At 64.0% G+C, this 18,899-nt stretch carries 12 protein-coding genes and 1 pseudogene; 9 read left to right on the forward strand and 4 right to left on the reverse strand.

Annotation, left to right across the window (positions count from 1 at the left end; all coding sequences use genetic code 11):
• A pseudogene (locus ABYB95_RS03585) lies at positions 1-547 on the forward strand (DNA primase); the annotation flags it as partial.
• Positions 548-850: 303 nt separating this feature from the next.
• Entirely contained in the window at positions 851-3,163 is a 2,313-nt protein-coding gene (gene rpoD / locus ABYB95_RS03590; protein ID WP_372657076.1) for an RNA polymerase sigma factor RpoD, read from the forward strand.
• A gap of 71 nt (positions 3,164-3,234) precedes the next feature.
• Here rpoD and ABYB95_RS03595 read toward each other — a convergent pair whose 3' ends face one another.
• The 3 genes from ABYB95_RS03595 to polA form a co-directional block, all read right to left on the reverse strand.
• Positions 3,235-4,029: a ZIP family metal transporter gene (locus ABYB95_RS03595; RefSeq protein WP_372657077.1), complete on the reverse strand. Its 795-nt coding sequence runs from the start codon at positions 4,027-4,029 to the stop codon at positions 3,235-3,237.
• Positions 4,030-4,138: 109 nt separating this feature from the next.
• Positions 4,139-5,038: a dienelactone hydrolase family protein gene (locus ABYB95_RS03600; RefSeq protein WP_372657078.1), complete on the reverse strand. Its 900-nt coding sequence runs from the start codon at positions 5,036-5,038 to the stop codon at positions 4,139-4,141.
• A gap of 100 nt (positions 5,039-5,138) precedes the next feature.
• Positions 5,139-7,934: a DNA polymerase I gene (gene polA / locus ABYB95_RS03605; protein WP_372657079.1), complete on the reverse strand. Its 2,796-nt coding sequence runs from the start codon at positions 7,932-7,934 to the stop codon at positions 5,139-5,141.
• 78 nt (positions 7,935-8,012) lie between these two features.
• Here polA and ABYB95_RS03610 point away from each other — a divergent pair, with 78 nt between their 5' ends.
• From ABYB95_RS03610 to ABYB95_RS03635, 6 genes are all read left to right on the forward strand, one after another.
• Positions 8,013-8,348, forward strand: a complete 336-nt coding sequence (locus ABYB95_RS03610) for a hypothetical protein (RefSeq protein WP_372657080.1) — start codon at positions 8,013-8,015, stop codon at positions 8,346-8,348.
• A gap of 24 nt (positions 8,349-8,372) precedes the next feature.
• Positions 8,373-9,410, forward strand: a complete 1,038-nt coding sequence (locus ABYB95_RS03615) for a homoserine kinase (RefSeq protein WP_372657081.1) — start codon at positions 8,373-8,375, stop codon at positions 9,408-9,410.
• Positions 9,407-10,249: a BPSS1780 family membrane protein gene (locus ABYB95_RS03620; RefSeq protein WP_372657082.1), complete on the forward strand. Its 843-nt coding sequence runs from the start codon at positions 9,407-9,409 to the stop codon at positions 10,247-10,249. Before ABYB95_RS03615 ends, ABYB95_RS03620 begins: the two co-directional genes overlap by 4 nt.
• A complete protein-coding gene (locus tag ABYB95_RS03625; protein WP_372657083.1) occupies positions 10,246-11,001 on the forward strand; it encodes an iron dicitrate transport regulator FecR in 756 nt (251 codons plus the stop codon). Before ABYB95_RS03620 ends, ABYB95_RS03625 begins: the two co-directional genes overlap by 4 nt.
• A gap of 131 nt (positions 11,002-11,132) precedes the next feature.
• Complete coding sequence (locus ABYB95_RS03630; protein ID WP_372657084.1) at positions 11,133-13,382, forward strand: PhoX family phosphatase; 2,250 nt, start codon at positions 11,133-11,135, stop codon at positions 13,380-13,382.
• A gap of 235 nt (positions 13,383-13,617) precedes the next feature.
• A complete protein-coding gene (locus ABYB95_RS03635; protein ID WP_372657085.1) occupies positions 13,618-15,795 on the forward strand; it encodes a PhoX family phosphatase in 2,178 nt (725 codons plus the stop codon).
• An 87-nt stretch (positions 15,796-15,882) separates the two neighbouring features.
• On the opposite strand, the gene ABYB95_RS03640 is transcribed toward ABYB95_RS03635, so the two are convergent.
• Positions 15,883-18,300, reverse strand: a complete 2,418-nt coding sequence (locus tag ABYB95_RS03640) for a UvrD-helicase domain-containing protein (protein ID WP_372657086.1) — start codon at positions 18,298-18,300, stop codon at positions 15,883-15,885.
• A 233-nt stretch (positions 18,301-18,533) separates the two neighbouring features.
• Here ABYB95_RS03640 and ABYB95_RS03645 point away from each other — a divergent pair.
• Positions 18,534-18,899: IMP dehydrogenase (locus ABYB95_RS03645; RefSeq protein ID WP_372657087.1), on the forward strand; the 366-nt coding region annotated here is incomplete at its 3' end.

Below are 18,899 nucleotides of genomic sequence, written 5' to 3' on the forward strand. Positions count from 1 at the left end.
CCGCCCCAGCGGCAACAGCCAGAGCTGGGACAACGGTCAAGGCAAAAAAGGCTACTCAAAGTGGCGAAAAGGCCCACCACAGCCGCCACGCATGCTGGGTGTGCGCCACACCGGCGGCAGCCGGGCCGACCGCGCCGTGGGGCTGTTGCTGGCCGATTCGTCCGCCTGGGATGCCTTGTCCGCCGACGACCACGCCATGCTGGCGCACCTGCCCGCGCCCCAGGGGCCGGTCTTCGCCTGGCTCGAATCACAGGTGCACGAGCACGGCGTGCAGCCCTGGGCGGCCCTGCGCGAAGCCCTGCGCGGCCACGAGCACGAGGCCTTTGTCTGCGCCCAGGTGGCCCAGGTCGTGGACAGCGCCGAGTCGGACAACGAAGCCGAAGAAGTGCGTGAGGTGATGACCCGCTTGCGCATCGAACACCTCAAAGCCCAGGAAAGCGAGGCCATCGCCCTGGCCGCCAGCGACCCGGGCCAAATTGAACGCTACCGCGAGCTGCAGGCGCAGCGCAAGGCCTTGGAGCACAGAATCGGCAGCTCGGCGGTATAATCCTTTTTTGCACCGCAAGCGCGACAGCAGCACCTCCGGCATCGGCCCAGCCCCCACGAACAGGGGCGCATGGATCAACATCCTGGCCACCTCAGCGGCTCCACGGCATCACAGCCCGGCCCTGACGGAACCCTCCGCAAGGACTGCACACCAAATGATCGCCCAAACAGCTTGCAACCTGCCCTTTCCGGCGAAAGGCGGGTCGTGTGCCCACAAAAACACCGGGGTCGCTGCTTTGTGCAGCCTCTTGGCGCTTTTTGTCTGTTCTGCCGGTCCTAAGTTGACGTTTTTTTTGAGGTATCCATGCCCGCTAAGAAGTCCAGTACGCCTGCCGTGTCCAGTCCAAGAGTCGCCAAAAAGGCCAGCCCGAACGCGGTAGCCCCTGCCACACCCAAAAAGAAAGCGCCCGCTGTGACCACGCCTGCCAAACCCGCTGCCAAATCGGCCACCTCAAAAACCGCGTCCGAAGCCACCGAACTGGACACCACCAAGAAACCGGCCCGCGTCGTCAAAGCCGCCGCAGCCAAGCCTGCCGCGAAAACCACCGGCGCCAAGCGCGGTCCCAAGCCCAAAGCCGCCGCCAAAGGCAAGAGCCGCGGCGATGACGACGACACCGACATGTCCGACATCGAGGACGACCTCGAAGGCGAGCCCGAGGTCGAGTCCACCGATACCACCCAAGTGGTGGAAAAGGTCAAGCCGCTGCGCATGAAGATCAGCAAGGCGAAAGAACGCGCGCTGATGAAGGAATTCGGCCTGGACGAAACCGTCCTGTCCGAAGAAGAAGCCAAGACCCGCCGCGAGCACATCAAGGCCCTGATCAAACTGGGCAAGACGCGTGGCTACCTCACGCACGGCGAGATCAACGACCACCTGCCCGACAAGCTGGTCGACGCCGAGACCCTGGAGGTCGTGATCGCCATGTTGAACGACATGGGTGTGGCCGTGTACGAGCAAACGCCCGATGCCGAAGCGCTGATCATCACCGACAACGCGCCCTCGGGCTCCAGCGAAGAAGAAGCCGAAGAAGCCGCCGAAGCTGCCTTGTCCACGGTGGACAGCGAGTTCGGCCGCACCACCGACCCGGTGCGCATGTACATGCGCGAGATGGGCACAGTCGAACTGCTGACCCGCGAAGGCGAGATCGAGATTGCCAAGCGCATCGAAGGTGGCTTGAACGACATGATGGCGGCCATCAGCGAAAGCCCGGCCACCATCGCCGAGATACTGGTCCTGGCCGAAGACATCCGCGAAGGCAAGATCGTCATCTCCACCGTGGTCGACGGCTTTGCCGACGCCAACGAGGCCGACGACTACGTGGCCGAAGAAGACTTCGACGAGTACGACGAAGAAGACGATGACGACGGCAAGGGCGGCTCCAAGGCGCTCACACGCAAGCTCGAAGAACTCAAGCGCGAAGCGCTGGACCGCTTCGACCAGATGCGTGCCCAGTTCGAAAAATTGCACAAAACCTATGACAAGGAAGGCTACGGAACGCCGACCTATGTGAAGACACAGAAAGCCATCACCGAGACGCTGATGTCGATCCGCTTCACCGCCAAGACGATTGAAAAGCTCTGCAGCACCATGCGCAACCAGGTGGACGAGGTGCGCAAGAAAGAACGCGAACTGCGCCGCATCATCGTGGACAAGTGCGGCATGCCGCAAGAGAAGTTCATCGCTGCCTTTCCGGCCAACCTGCTGAACCAGGAGTGGGTGGTCAAGCAAGCGGCTGCAGGCAAGCCCTGGAGCGTGATCATGGAACGCAACATCCCGCCGGTGCAGGAGTTGCAGCAAGGCTTGCTCGACATCCAGAACAGCGTGGTGGTGCCGCTCACGCATTTGAAAGACATCAACAAGCGCATGAACGAAGGTGAGTACACCTCGCGCGGCGCCAAGAAAGAGATGATCGAGGCCAACCTGCGCCTGGTGATCTCGATCGCGAAGAAGTACACCAACCGTGGCCTGCAGTTCCTCGACTTGATCCAGGAAGGCAACATCGGTCTGATGAAGGCGGTGGACAAATTCGAATACCGCCGCGGCTACAAGTTCTCGACCTATGCCACGTGGTGGATCCGCCAGGCCATCACGCGTTCGATCGCCGACCAGGCGCGCACCATCCGCATCCCGGTGCACATGATCGAAACCATCAACAAGATGAACCGCATCAGCCGCCAGCACTTGCAAGAGTTCGGCTTTGAGCCCGATGCGTCCATCCTGGCCGAAAAGATGGAGATGCCCGAGGACAAGATCCGCAAGATCATGAAGATCGCGAAAGAGCCGATCTCGATGGAAACCCCCATCGGCGACGACGACGATTCGCACCTGGGCGACTTCATCGAAGACCAGGCCAACACCGCGCCCATCGAGGCCGCGATGCAAGCCGGCCTGCGCGACGTGGTCAAGGAAATCCTCGACAGCCTCACGCCACGCGAAGCCAAGGTGTTGCGCATGCGCTTCGGTATCGAAATGTCCACCGACCACACACTGGAAGAAGTGGGCAAGCAGTTCGACGTGACGCGCGAGCGCATCCGCCAGATCGAAAGCAAGGCGGTGCGCAAGCTCAAGCACCCGAGCCGCTCGGACAAGCTGCGCAGTTTCATCGACACGATGTAAACCGCGTCAACGGTCTAAGAAAAAGGGGAGCCCACGGGCTCCCCTTTTTTATGGATGCACAGGAGGGCGGCTCAGTGCCAGTGGGCCAGGCCGCTCACCAAAGTGACCCCGCCTATGCCCAGCGCCAGCCAAGCCACCTGGGTGGCGGTTTCGCGCAGGCCCAGCCGCTTTTGCAACTGCGGGATCAAATCGGCCAGGGCCACGTAGACAAAACTGCTGGAGGCGATCACCAGGAAATACGGCAGATAGCCCTCCAGACTGGACAACAGCCAATAGCCCAGCAAACCACCGATCGCGGTCACCGTGCCCGCCAGCGACACCTTGAGCAAGGCGGTGCGCTGTGTGCCCGAGGTCTGGCGCAACACGATCAGATCGCCCATGTGGTGCGGCACCTCGTGCGCCAGCACCGCCAACGCCGCCACCACGCCCAGACGCATATCCGCCAGAAAAGCCGATGCGATCAGAATGCCGTCGCCAAAGGCGTGCACGCTGTCGCCCGCGATCACCGCCCAGCCGCCCGAGGTCTTTTCGTGGTGGTGGTGATGGTGCGCGTGGCCGTGCCCCTGGCTGTGGTCATGGGGTTCCTGGTGGTGTTCATGGCCGTGGTGCCACAACTCGGCTTTGTCCAGCAAAAAGAAAAACACCAGACCCGCCAACAGCGTGGCAAACAGCTCGTGCGCCGCCACCTGGCCCTCGAAGGCCTCGGGCAACAAATGCATGAAGGCCGTGGCCAGCAGCGCACCCGCTGCCAGACTGAGCATATGCTGGGTGTAGCGTGCCAGCATGGCAAAGCTCAGCAAGGCGGCCAGCCAGACACTGCCGACGCCCGCGCCTATGGTTCCGATCAGAATCGCAATCAGGGTCATGTTTCGAACGTGTTCTTCAAGAGCAAGGTTTCAGGGCCACCGGGGCCGGTTTCAGGGGTTCACAAAAAAGGGCCGCTGCTGCGGCCCTCTTTGGCGGGGATAACTGGCTTTAAGCCACACCATTTTGCTTGAACCAGGCCAGCGCCCGCTTCCAGCCGTCTTCGGCCGCTTCCTTGCGGAAGCTGGGCCGGTAGTCGGCATGGAAGGCATGTGGCGCTTCGGGGTAAACCACGAAGCTCGAGGCTTTTGCCGCCGCAGGGCCCGAGGCCAGCACAGCCTTCATCTTATCAACCGTGTCCTGCGGGATGCCGCTGTCGGCGCCGCCGTACAGACCCAGCACCGGGCCGTGCAAGCCCGCAGCCACGTCCACCGGGTGCTTGGGGTTGAGTTCGCTGGCTTGCCCCACCAGGCGACCGTACCAGGCCACACCCGCCTTGATGGCCGGGTTGTGTGCCGCGTACAGCCAGACATGGCGCCCACCCCAGCAAAACCCGGTGATGCCCAGCCTGGTGGTGTCACCGCCGTTGGCTGCGGCCCATTTCACGGTGGCGTCGAGGTCGCCCATCACCTGGGCATCGGGCACCTTGGAAACCACCTCGGCGATCAATTTGGCGACTTCACCGTAGCCCTGGGCGTCGCCCTGGCGCACGAACAGCTCGGGCGCGATCGCCAGATAACCCTGGTGGGCAAAGCGGCGCGCGACGTCGGCAATGTGCTCGTGCACACCAAAAATCTCCGACAAGACCAGCACCACCGGCAGACCGGTCTTGCCCGCTGGTGCGGCGCGGTAGGCCGGCATCTTGAAGCCGTTCACGTCGATCGTGACCTCGCCCACGGTGAGGCCATCGGCGGGCGTTCTGATCGCCGTCTGCGCCATGATGGGCAGGGCCGCCGCCGCATAGCCCACGCCCAGCGCGGCTTTGAGCGCGGTGCGCCGGGTAGCGCCTGCTGCGCCCGATTGGCCGGGCAACAAAGCGCCAAGGTCTTGTACAAGGTCGTCGTTGAGCATGTTCCGTCTCCAGCTGGTTGAAAAGCCATCGGATTCTGACCGATACACAAAGTTCTGCACAAACCCGCCCGGGCCCCAAGCCCAGTGGGGGTTTACCGCTTCAATGCGCCTTGTCCCAGTTCGGCCCGACCCCGACCTCGGCCAGCAAGGGCACTTTGAGATCGGCCACGCCGGCCATCAGGCGCGGAACTTCGAGCTTCAGCCAATCCACCTCGGCCTCGGGCACTTCGAACACCAGTTCGTCGTGCACCTGCATGATCATCTTGGTGCCCCGCTGCTGCTCGTCCAGCGCATTCTGCACGGCGACCATGCTGAGCTTGATCAGATCGGCGGCCGTGCCTTGCATGGGCGCGTTGATGGCGGCGCGTTCCAGGGCGGCGAGCTTGGCGCCCTTCTCGTTCTGGATGCCGGGCAGTTGCAGGCGCCGGCCAAACACGGTTTCGACGTAACCTTTTTCTTTCGCCATGGCACGCGTATCGTCCATGTATTTCTTCACCCCTGCGAAGCGGTCGAAGTAACGCGTGATGTAGTTTTTGGCCGCCGTGTTGTCGATGCCCAGCGACTTGGCCAGACCAAAAGCGCCCATGCCATAAATCAAACCAAAGTTGATCACCTTGGCGGAGCGGCGTTGGTCCACGCTCACCTGGCCCAACTCCACGCCAAACACCTCGGCCGCCGTGGCCCGGTGCACGTCTTCACCGGCGGTGAACGCCCGCAACAAGGCTTCGTCACCACTGATGTGGGCCATGATGCGCAGCTCGATCTGCGAATAGTCGGCGCTGGCGATCACGCTGCCGGCGGGCGCCACAAAGGCTTCGCGCACACGGCGCCCTTCGGGCGTGCGGATCGGAATGTTCTGCAGGTTGGGATCGTTGCTGGACAGCCGCCCGGTCACCGCCACCGCCTGCGCGTAGTGGGTGTGTACCCGTCCGGTGCGGGGGTGAGCGAGCTGGGCCAGCTTGTCGGTGTAGGTCCCTTTGAGCTTGGCCAGGCCACGGTGCTCCAGGATTTTGGCCGGCAGCGGATAGTCTTCGGCCAGCTTTTCCAGCACCTCTTCGTCGGTGCTGCGCGCGCCGGTGGCGGTCTTCTTGACGACGGGCAAGCCCAGCTTGTCGAAAAATATTTCGCCCAGCTGTTTCGGGCTGGCCAGATTGAACGGCTGACCAGCGATTTCGTAAGCCTCTTGCTCCAGCGCGTGGATGCGTTGGCCGATTTCGTGGCTTTGTTTGGCCAGCGTGGGCGCGTCGATCAACACACCGTTGCGCTCGATGCGGTAGAGCGCCTCGCTGCTGGCGATTTCCAGCTCGTAGATGAAGCGCAGTTTTTCATCGGCCTGCAACTGCGGCCAGAGCGCCAGGTGCACGTCCAGCGTCTGGTCGCTGTCTTCGCACGAATATTCGGCCGCCTTGGCCACGTCGACCTGGGCAAAAGGAATCTGGTGCGCGCCCTTGCCGCACAAATCCTGGTAGCTGATGCCGCTGCGCCCCAGGTGCCGCTCGGCCAGACTCGCCAGCCCGTGGGGCTTGTGCACTTCGAGCACGTAGCTTTGCAGCATGGTGTCGTGCACATAACCTTGCACTTCGATGCCGTGGTTGGCGAACACATGGCGGTCGTATTTGATGTGCTGGCCCAGCTTGTGTTTTTGCGGGTTCTCCAGCCACGGTTTGAGCTGGGCGAGCACCTCGTCCAGCGGCAGCTGCTCGGGCGCATCCGGTCCGTTGTGGGCCAAGGGGATGTAAGCCGCTTCGCCCGGCTTCACGCTGAAGCTGATGCCCACGATCTGCGCCAGCATCTCGTCCAACGAGGTGGTTTCGGTGTCCACAGCCACCAGTTCGGCCGCCTCCACCCGTTGCAGCCAGGTGTTGAATGCATCCCAGGTGAGCACGGTGTCGTAAGCCATGTTGGATGCCGCGCTCGGGGCATCGGGCGCAGCCTCGTCAAACAAGCCCGGTACGGCGGCGCTGCCGGCCTTGGCCGCCGTCGGCACGGGTGCGGCTGTAGCACCGACCGCTTTGGCAAGCCCTTTGAAACCATAGGTTTCGTAGAAAACGCGCAGCGGCTCGCTCAAGGGCTCGCCCATGCGAATGGCCTCCAGCGAGGGCAGGTCGGGCACCCAGCCGTTCAAATCGCAATCGGTCTTGATGGTGAGCAGCTGGCGCCCAGTGGGCAGCCAGTCCAGCGCCTGGCGCAGGTTCTCGCCCACGGCGCCCTTGATGTTGGCCGCGTTGTCCACGATCGCCTGCAGCGAGCCGTATTCGGTGAGCCATTTGACGGCGGTCTTGGGGCCCACCTTGTGCACGCCGGGCACGTTGTCGACCTGGTCGCCCACCAGAATCTGGTAATCCACCATCAAACTGGCGGGCACACCGAATTCGGCCAACACGCCCGCCAAGTCGCGCCGCTTGCCGCTCATCGTGTCGATGATGGTGATGTGCTCGTTCACCAGTTGCGCCAAATCCTTGTCGCCGCTGGACACGATCACTTCCATGCCTTGCTGGGCAGCGGCAACGGCCAGGGTGCCGATCACGTCGTCGGCTTCCACCCCCGGCACATCGAGCACCGGCCAGCCCATCAGCTTCACCACTTCGTGGATCGGTGCGATCTGCGAACGCAAATCGTCGGGCATGGGGCTGCGCTGTTCTTTGTAGGCCGGGTAGATATCGTCGCGGAAGGTCGGCCCTTTGGCGTCGAACACACAGGCGGCGTAGGCGCTGGGGTAGTCCTTGAGCAGTTTTTGCATCATGTTGATCATGATGCGGATGGCGCCGGTCTTTTGTACCGTGCCGTCGGCCAAGGTCGTGCTCAGGTTTTCGCCACCGGCAAAGAACGCGCGGTAGAGATAACTGGAGCCGTCGACCAGCAACAGGGTTTTGGGCGGTGAAATTTCTTCAGACATGGCCCGATTGTGGGGGAATCTGGCCCGGGCCCGGCAAAGGCAGGCGTGCCGCGCCACGCCGCTTGCCTACAATGGGGCATGAACGCATTTTTCACCGCCGTCCCGCGCCTGCCCTTGTGGGCCTGTGTCGCCTTGCTGGCCAGTGCAGCGCATGCACAAACGCCGCCCGCCGCCACCGACGAGGCGCCCGGCAGACCCAGCTCCCGGGTTGAACGCATCACCCACGAAGACGCGCTGGCGCGCGTGGACGAGTTGCGGGTAGGCGGTGAGACCAAGAGCATCGAGGTTCAGCCCAAAAACGGGCTTCCCGGCTACCAGATCACCCCCGCGCAAGGCGGGGAAAACCTCAGCGAAGGCTGGGGCCAGCGCGGCGGCAGCACCGGCAAGAGCAGCTGGCGCGTGTTGAGTTTCTGAAATCCCTCCTCCCCGTCTTCTTTCATGGCCGTCTACACCGAAGTCTCGTTCTCCGAAGCCGCAGCCTTGCTGCACACCCTGCAGCTGGGCGATCTCACCGAGTTGCGCGGCATACAGGGCGGGATTGAAAACACCAACTATTTCGTCACCAGTGAAAAAAGCGGCCAAGCGCACGAGCACGTGCTCACGGTATTTGAGCGCCTGAGCTTCGAACAGCTGCCTTACTACCTGCACCTGATGAAGCACCTGGCCGGCAAAGGCATGCCGGTGCCAGAACCCCAGGCCAATGCGCAGGGCGAGATCTTGCTGACGCTGCAAGACAAGCCCGCTGCGGTGGTGAACAAACTGCAAGGCCACAGCGAACTGCGCCCCAGCGCTGCGCACTGCCGTGCCGTGGGCGAGACCCTGGCGCGCATGCACCTGGCCGGGCGCGACTTTGCCATGCACCAACCCAATCTGCGTGGCCTGGACTGGTGGAACCAAACCGTGCCGGTGGTCCTGCCTTTTCTGAGCCCGGCGCAAAGCGAGCTGATCCGCTCGGAACTCGCCTACCAGAACCATGTGGCCGCCGGATCGGCCTACACCGCCCTGCCCCGTGGCCCCATACACGCCGACCTGTTCCGCGACAACGCCATGTTCCAAGACGGTGTGCTCACCGGCTTCTTCGACTTTTACTTTGCGGGCAACGACAGTTTTCTGTTCGACCTCGCGGTCTGCCTGAACGACTGGTGCATCCAGCACGCCCCGGCCGAATCCGATGGGGTCAACGACCCGGCACTGGCGCAGGCCATGGTCGCTGCCTACCAGTCGGTGCGCCCACTCACCGCACCGGAGCGCGCGCTGCTGCCGGCGATGTTGCGCGCCGGTGCGCTGCGCTTCTGGATTTCACGCCTGTGGGATTTGCATCTGCCGCGCGATGCGGCCATGCTGCAAGCACACGACCCCACACAATTCGAGCGCGTGCTGCGCGCCCGGGTGCGCGAGGCACAAGTCCTTGGCACCAGTCTTCTGGAAGAACCTTGCCGGGCAGCGCAAGCCAGCCCGGCCCTGACCACCGCATGAAACTCCAACTCGTTACCGCCCGCACCGGTTTGCTGTGGGTGCAACTGGGACTGAAAACCTTTTTTCGCCAGCCACTGGCCATGGCCGGCCTGTTTTTCATCTTCATGGCCACCGTGTCCGTGCTCACCGCCATCCCGCTCGTGGGCGCGGTGATCTCGCTGGCTTTGCTGCCCGCCGCCACCGCCGGTTTCATGGCGGCCAGCCGCACCGCGGCCGCAGGCAAATTTCCCATGCCCTGGCTGCTGCTGACCGCGTTTCGCAGCGGCCGGGTGCAGGCACGCGCCATGTGGGTGCTGGGCGCACAGTATGCGGTGGGCATGTTGCTGGTCATGGGCACCTCGGCGCTGTTCGACGGCGGCGAGTTTGCCCGCATCTACCTGGGTGGCGCCAACCCCACGCCCGAAGTGGTGCGCGAACCGGCCTTCATACGTGCCATGTGGATCGGCATGGCGCTCTATGTGCCGCTGGCCATGGCGTTCTGGCACGCACCGGCACTGGTGCTCTGGCACGGCATGAGCCCGACCAAAAGCCTGTTCTTCAGCGCCATGGCCTGCTGGCGCAACAAGGGCGCCATGCTGGTCTATGCCCTGGGCTGGATCGGCGTGTTTCTGGGCGTGGGCGTGGCGCTGAGTCTGGTTGGTGCCGTGCTGGGCGGCGCACAGGCGCTGGGCATGCTCATGTTTCCAGCGGTGCTGCTGATGGCCTCGCTCTTCTTTTCGTCCATCTATTTCAGCTTTCGCGACAGCTTCTCGCAAGAACCAGAAGCGCCGGGCGATGACACCCCGGGCTCCGACGGCAGTTTCCCCCCTGACCACCCCACGCATGGAGAAGGCACATGACCCAGCACGTTTTGCAAGGCCGCAGCGAAAACGAAATTCTGTGGTTCCAACGCCGCGACACCATCAAGGCCGCTGCGGCCTGGGCCGCCATGGGCGGTCTGCCGGCGGCCATGGCGCAACAGCGCAGCAACATCGTGGAACTGGTCGGTGACATCCTGCTCAACGGCCAGCGTCTGGTACCCGAGCAGACCATACAAACCGGCGACAACATCCTCACCGGGCCGGGCGCGCGCCTGGTGTTCATGATCGGCAACGCCGCCTTCCATGTGCGGCAAAACTCGCGCCTGGCGGTGGAGCGCGGTGCCACGCTGCACACGGTCAGCCTGCTGCGCTTGCTCACAGGCGCGGTGGTCAGCGTGTTCGGGCGCGGCAGCAACCGCACCATCGTCACGCCCACCCTCACCGCCGGCATTCGGGGTACGGGCGTGTACACGGAAGTCATGCCCGACCAACGCAGCTACTTCTGCAACTGTTACGGCACGGTGGACATGGCCGCCAGCGGAGAGCGTGCCCAGTCGCGCGCGATGTACCACCAGTCGTTCTGGGGCGAGGTCCGCCCGCAGGGTGGCCACTACCTGACACCCGCCAAAGCCATCAACCACAGCGACGAGGAGCTGGAGTTTCTGGCCCGCTTGATCGGCCAACAGACCGCCTGGCAGATCATGGGCAAGAAGGGCGTCAAGGACGGCATGGGCTATATGGAAAACTTGCCCGGGCAGACGCACCCGGCCATGACCTTGCCGGTGCGCTGAGCCTGGCGGGGTCTACCCGCGTTTTTGGGACCCCGCCAAGGCGGGTGTCATGCGGTTTACACACATGCTTCACGACGGCGTCATGTGCACTGGTAACAGTGGCGGTTTTCAACCCCACTTAAAAACCGCCCATGAACGCACGCATCCCCACCGATTTGTCGTCCTCCCTCAAAGCCGAGGAAGACTCCAACCATTCAGACAACCCCAGCTTTGATACCGTGCTGGCGGCCCGCCTGAGCCGCCGCGGCCTGTTGCGTGGCGGCGCCGGCACAGTGGGCACGGTGGTGCTGGGCGGCATGGGCCTGACGGCCTGCGGCGGTGGTGACGACCCCGCACCCACCACACCCCCAGCACCTGGCACGCCCACCGAAACCCTGCTGGGTTTTGGCGCGGTCGCCAAAAGCCTGGCCGACATGGTGGTGGTGCCCGCAGGTTACACCGCCAGCGTGCTCTACGCCCTGGGCGATCCGCTCAATGCCGGCACCGCCGCGTACAAGAACGACGGCACCGACACCGGCTTTGAAAACCGCGCCGGTGACCACCACGACGGCATGGAATGGTTTGGCCTGGACGCTGCTGGCAAGGCCTCTGCCACCGCCACCGCCCGGGGCCTGCTGGCCATGAACCACGAAGCCACCACCGACGAACTCCGCAGCTCCTTCTTTCTGCACGCCAATGGCGGCACCACCACCCTGCCACGCCCGGCCGCCGAGGTGGACAAGGAGACTGCCATCCACGGCGTCTCCATCGTTGAAGTGCAACAAGCCGCCGGCAAATGGACCACGGTCCAGAACTCGGCCTTCAACCACCGCCTCACCTGCCTGAGCGACAACATCCAGCTCAATGGCCCGGCACGCGGCAACGCCTTGATGGTCACCAAATACTCCACCACCGGCGTCCAGACCCGTGGCACGCTGAACAACTGCGGCACCGGCAAAACCCCTTGGGGCAGCTTCGTGACCGGCGAGGAAAACTGGGCTGGTTACTTCACCCGCGCCAGCACCGACGACACCGCCCGCGGTGGCGCCACCGCCAAGAGCGTGGTGTCCCTCAAGCGCTACGGTCGCAACGCCGGTTCGCGCAGCCGCCACGGCTGGGAAACCGGCGGCGCCGACGACAAGTACGCGCGCTGGAACGTTGGCCAGAGCGGTGCCAGCCTCGACGGCAGCGACGACTACCGCAACGAACTCAACACCTTTGGCTACATCGTCGAGATGGACGCCTACGACAAAACCCAGATGCCGCGCAAACGCACCGCCCTGGGCCGCTTCGCACACGAAAGCGCCGCCTTTGGCAAACCGGTCGTGGGTCAGCCACTGGCCGTGTACATGGGCGACGACTCGCGCGGCGAGTACATCTACAAATTCGTCTCCACCAAGACCTGGGTCGCCGCCGACGCCAACCCCGCCAACCGCATCACCACCGGCGACAGCTACCTGGACGCGGGCAAGCTCTATGTGGCGAAGTTCGCCAGCGACGGCAGTGGCAGCTGGGTCGAGCTGGCCATGAGCAACCCGCTGATCTCGGGCTACGCCACCTACGCCTTCGCCGATCAAGCCGATGTGCTGGTCAACGCCCGCCTGGCCGCCGACGCGGTCGGTGCGACCAAGATGGACCGCCCGGAATGGTGCTCCACCAACGTGAACAACGGCGAAATTTATTTCACCCTGACCAACAACAGCAACCGCGCCATCGACTCGGCCAGCATGCCGCCCGACAGCGCCAACCCGCGCGTCTACGAAGACACCAAGGGCGCCAGCACCTCCAAGGGCAACGTCAACGGCCACATCCTGCGCGTCAAAGAAGGCGCGGCCGGCAATGCGGCCCTGGTCTTCACCTGGGACGTGTACGTGTTCGGCGCCGAGTCGGGCGCCGCTGCCGGCAGCGTGAACCTCTCCAGCCTGACCAGCGACCAGGACTTCTCCAGCCCCGACGGCCTGGCCTTCAGCCCGTCCACCGGCATCCTGTGGATACAGACCGATGACGGCGCCTACACCGACGTCACCAACTGCATGATGCTGGCCGCCCTGCCCGGCACCGTGGGCGACGGCGCGAAAAAGACGCTGAGCTACACCAAGGCCGACACCACGACCCTGAGCGTGGACACCTACGTCGGTCAAGCCCCGACCGCCGACAAGCTCAAGCGTTTCCTGGTCGGCCCCAAGAGCTGCGAAATCACCGGCATGTGCGAAACGCCGGATGGCAAAGCCATGTTCATCAACATCCAGCACCCCGGTGAAACCACGGCCATGGCCGATATCGCCGACCCCACGAAGTACGCCAGCCAGTGGCCCAGCAACGCCGGATACGGCGCCGGCAAACGCCCACGCTCGGCCACCATCGTGATCACCAAGACCGATGGCGGCCGCATCGGCAGCTGACGCATGAAGCGCGCATGACGAGAACATGCAGGAGGACGCACCCGCGCCATGGGCCGGGTGCACCAGCGGCGTGACGCACGCCGCTTGAACAGGCCGCCACCGCGGCCTGTTTTTTTGCCCGGATGTTTCGCAGGCATCGCCAAGCCAACACCGCCACCGACACCCACGCGCTTTCACACAACTTTCACACAAACGACGCAGACTCTGACGAGTTTTCAACCCTGCGGACACGAGCATGACCCACGACATCCAGCGACCCGATCAGATCTTCAACCAGGAAGCATCCAACACATCCTCCAACCCCAGCTTTGACCAGGTACTGGAATCCCGGCTGAGCCGCCGCCACATGTTGCGTGGCGCCATGGGCGTGGCCGGCATGGGCCTGCTGGGCGCCACCGGTCTCGCGGGCTGCGCCACGGGTGCCCCCATGACCCCGGTGGCCCACGCGATCACCAGCCTGGGCTTCAAGCCCGTGGCCAAGAGCATGGCCGACACCGTGCTGGTGCCCGAAGGCTATTCGGCACAAATCGTCTATGCCCTGGGCGATCCGCTGGCGGCCAACGTGCCCGCCTTCAAGAACGACGGCACCGACGGCCAATTCGACCAGCGCGCCGGGGACCACCACGACGGCATGGAGTGGTTCGGCCTGGACGCGCAGGGCAAGCCTTCGCGCAACGGCTCCGCCCGTGGCCTGATCGCCATGAACCACGAAGCGACCACCGACGAAAAGCTCTCCTCCTTCTTCATCCACGCCGACGGCGGCACGGCCACCCTGCCCCGCCCAGCCGCCGAGGTCGACAAAGAACTCATGATCCACGGCCTGTCCGTGGTCGAGATGCGCCGCGAAGGCGGCCGCTGGGCCTACCAGCCGGGCTCGCCCTACAACCGCCGCGTCACCACGCTGTCGCAAGCTGCCATTCATGGACCGGCGCGCGGCAGCGAGCACCTGGTCACCAAGTACGCACCCGATGGTACGAAAGTGCGCGGTACGCTGAACAATTGCGGCGCCGGCCCCACCCCCTGGGGCACCTACGTCTCGGGCGAAGAGAACTGGTTCGGTTATTTCTTCCGCGACGCCAAGGACGACGACGCGCGCAAGAAAGACAAGCAGGTGACGGCGCTCAAACGTTATGGCCGCAAGGCGGGCGAAGCCAGCCGCCACGGCTGGGAAAGCGCCGGCAGCAACGACATCTACGCCCGCTGGAACAACAGCGCCAGCGGTGCCAGCGCCCGCGACGACTACCGCAACGAGATGAACACGTTCGGCTACATCGTCGAGCTCGACCCCTACGACAAGACGCAGATGCTGCGCAAGCGCAGCGCCCTGGGCCGCATGGGCCACGAAAACGTCACTTTCTCGCCCGTGGAGTCGGGCAAGCCGGTGGTGGCCTACATGGGCGACGATTCGCGCGGCGAGTACATGTACAAGTTCGTGTCCAAGGCGCTGTGGGACAGCGCCGACGCCGAACCACACAACCGCCTCGCAGCCGGCGACAAATACCTGGACCAAGGCACTTTGTACGTGGCGCGCTTCAAGGACGACGGCATGGGCGAGTGGGTCGAACTCTCGATGAACAACCCGGCCATCGCCGGCAGTTCGCGTTTCGAATTCACCTCCGATGCCGACATCGCCATCTTCACCCGCCTGGCCGCCGATGCGGTGGGCGCGACCAAGATGGACCGCCCCGAATGGGGTGGCGTGAACCCGCGCAACGGCGAGATCTACTTCAGCCTCACCAACAACAGCAAGCGCACGGCCGAGACCACCGACGCCGCCAACCCCCGCTACTACAGCGACAAAAAAGGTGGCAAGGAACAAAAGGGCAACGTCAACGGCCACATCTTGCGCATGGCGCAGACCAGGCCTGCCGACACCCATTTCCGTTGGGACATCTTCTTGTTCGCCTCGGAAGCCGGCGCCGACCGCAGCACGGTCAACCTCTCCAACCTCACCGACGAGAACGACTTGTCGTCACCCGACGGGCTGGTGTTCAGCAAAGCCACCGGCGTGTGCTGGATCGAAACCGATGACGGCGCCTACACCGACGTCACCAACTGCATGCTGCTCGCCGCCCTGCCAGGCCATGTGGGCGACGGTGCGAAGAAGACCTTGACCTACGGCGACAAGACCGTGACCACCTACGCCGGCAAGGCGCAATCGCCCGCCACGCTCAAGCGCTTTCTCGTGGGCCCCAAGGGCGCCGAGATCACCGGCATTTGCGAAACACCCGATGGCAAAACCTTGTTCATCAACATCCAGCACCCGGGTGAGAACACCGCCATGGCCGACGTGGGCAATCCCGCGAAATTCGAGAGCCAGTGGCCGGCCAACGCCGGTTACGGCGCGGGCCAACGTCCCCGCTCGGCCACCATCGCCATCACCAAGCAAGACGGTGGTGCGATCGGCTCCTGAGATGCATAGCCCCTTTCATCAGGGTTCAGAGCGGCTTCGGCCGCTCTTTTTTTGCGTTCGGCAGGCGGGTGGCGCGTGAAACAGACTTCAGTCGTCCACCGGCGTGAGCTTGGCCACCGAAAGCGCCAGCCATTTGACGCCATGGCGCGTGAAACTGACCTGCGCCCGCGCCTCGGTCCCACTGCCCTCCACCGCCAGCACCTTGCCTTCGCCAAACTTGTTGTGAAACACCTTGAGACCGGTCTTGATGGCCGTGCCCCGGTCGGGTTCGGGTGCGCTGTTGCCCAGGCCGCTGCTCATGCCCGGCTTGGACCAGGCTGGTGACAGCGAAGCGCCGCCCTGCCACGGCGTACCGCGACGCCCACCGTTGTCCCAAGCATTGCCACCACCCATGCCCGCGCCACCGCTCCAGGCCGGCTGTGCGGGCGTCAGCCACTTCAGACAGGCTTCGGGCAGCTCTTCGAAAAAGCGGCTCTTCATGTTGTAGCGCGTCTGCCCGTGCAGCATGCGCGTCTGCGAGTGGCTCAGGTACAGGCGTTTGCGCGCCCGCGTGATCGCCACGTACATCAGGCGGCGCTCTTCCTCCAGGCCATCGCGGTCGCTCATGGCGTTTTCGTGCGGGAACAAGCCCTCTTCCATGCCGGTGATGAACACGCAGTCGAACTCCAGGCCCTTGGCCGCGTGCACCGTCATCAGCTGCACCGCGTCTTGCCCGGCCTGGGCCTGGTTGTCGCCCGATTCCAGCGCGGCGTGCGTGAGAAAGGCGGCCAGCGGGCTGAGCGTTTCGCCGGTTTCGACGTCCGGCGCCAGCGGCTCGTCGATCACGGGCTGGTTGGGGTCCAGCCCCTGGCTCACCGGGCTTTGGGTCAGTGGCTGGCCCAGTTCGTCCACCGGCAGCGCCACGGCATCCCGCCCAAACCCTTCGAGGCTCACAAAACTTTCGGCGGCGTTCACCAGTTCTTCCAAGTTTTCCACCCGGTCCTGGCCTTCGCGTTCGGCGCGGTAGTGCTCGATCAAGCCGCTGTGCTCCAGCACCAGCTCGATGATTTCGCGCAGCGTCATGCCCTGGGTCTGCTCGCGCCACACGTCGAGCTTGGCCACAAACCCACCCAAGGCCACGCCAGCCCGGCCCGTCACGCCACTCACCGCGTCGTGCAAGGAACAGCCCGACGCGCGGGCCACGTCTTGCAGCTGCTCGATGCTGCGCGCGCCGATGCCGCGGGGCGGAAAGTTGACCACGCGCAAAAAGCTGTTGTCGTCGTTGGCGTTCTCCAAGAGGCGCAGATAGGCCAGCGCGTGCTTGATTTCGGCGCGCTCGAAAAAGCGCAAACCGCCGTACACCCGGTACGGCACACCGGCGTTGAACAAGGCGGTTTCCACCACCCGGCTTTGCGCGTTGCTGCGGTAGAGCACCGCCATTTCGGTCTTGGGCAGGTCTTCGCGCGCGAGCTGCTTCATCTCGTCCACCATCCATTGCGCTTCGGCGAAGTCGCTGGTGGCTTCATACACGCGCACCGGTTCGCCCGCGCCCGCGTCGGTGCGCAGGTTCTTGCCCAGGCGGTGGCTGTTGTGGCTGATGAGCTGGTTGGCCGAATCGAGGATGTTGCTGCAGCTGCGGTAGTTCTGCTCCAGCTTGATCTGGTGTTGCACCTGGAACTCGCGCACGAAGTCGGCCATATTGCCCACGCGCGCGCCGCGAAAGGCGTAGATGCTCTGGTCGTCGTCGCCCACGGCAAACACCGCGTTGTGCGCGTGGCCCAGGCCCTCCAAGGGCGGCGCGCTGAACATCTTGATCCAGGCGTACTGCAGGCGGTTGGTGTCCTGGAATTCGTCGATCAGGATGTGGCGGAAACGGCGCTGGTAGTGCTCACGTACCGGGTCGTTGTCGCGCAACACCTCGTAAGAGCGCAGCATCAGCTCGCCAAAATCGACCACCCCTTCGCGCTGGCACTGCTCTTCGTACAGACCGTAGAGCTCGATTTTCTTGCGCATCTCTTCGTCGCGCGCAACCAGGTCGCGCGGGCGCAGCCCCTCTTCCTTGCTGCCGCTGATGAAGTACTGGATCTGCTTCGGGGGAAAGCGCTCGTCATCCACATTGAACTGCTTGCACAGGCGCTTCACCGCCGAGAGCTGGTCTTGCGTGTCCAGAATCTGGAACGTCTGCGGCAGGTTGGCCAGCTTGTGGTGGGCGCGCAGAAAACGGTTGCACAGGCCGTGGAAAGTGCCGATCCACATGCCACGCACATTCACCGGCAGCATGGCCGACAGGCGCGTCATCATCTCCTTGGCGGCCTTGTTGGTGAAGGTCACGGCCAGCACACCACCGGGCGACACCTGGCCGGTTTGCAGCAACCAGGCGATGCGGGTGGTGAGCACCCGGGTCTTGCCCGATCCGGCCCCGGCGAGGATGAGCGCATGCTCTCCCGGCAGGGTGACAGCAGCGCCTTGCTCGGCGTTCAGGCCCGCAAGCAGCGGGGACGGAGACACGGATTCTTCAAACAACATACAGGGATTGTAGGAAGCCCGGCGCTGGACATGGCGGTATATGTCTATCTGTATGAACGGCATACACCAGCCTGCGGCGCAAGAACCCCTATCTGCGGCCCATAAAGCCTAGAATCGGCCACCGGGCCCAAGATTCTTGCGCCCGGCTTTCTTTTGGCCCGCACGGGCCAACGGTACCGGACCCAGGCCAAGCGCTCACCTGTTCTTTTCTTTTTCAGGAGCCTGGGTTTCAGATGGAAATATTCGACTACGACAACGTGTTGCTGCTGCCACGCAAATGCCGCGTGGAAAGCCGTTCGGAATGCGACGCAGGGGTGGAACTGGGCGGGCGCAAATTCCGCCTGCCGGTGGTGCCGGCCAACATGAAGACGGTGGTGGACGTGCCCATGTGCGTCTGGCTGGCACAGAACGGCTACTTCTACGTGATGCACCGCTTCGACCTGGACAACCTGCAGTTTGTGCGAGACATGCGTGCAGCAGGCGTGTTCGCCTCGATCTCGCTGGGCGTGAAAGCGGCCGACTACGCCACGGTCGATCAACTCGTCGGCGAAGGCCTGGCGCCCGAATACATCACCATCGACATCGCGCACGGCCACGCC

It is taken from the genome of Hydrogenophaga sp. (genome assembly GCF_041633695.1).
Lineage (GTDB): Bacteria > Pseudomonadota > Gammaproteobacteria > Burkholderiales > Burkholderiaceae_C > Hydrogenophaga.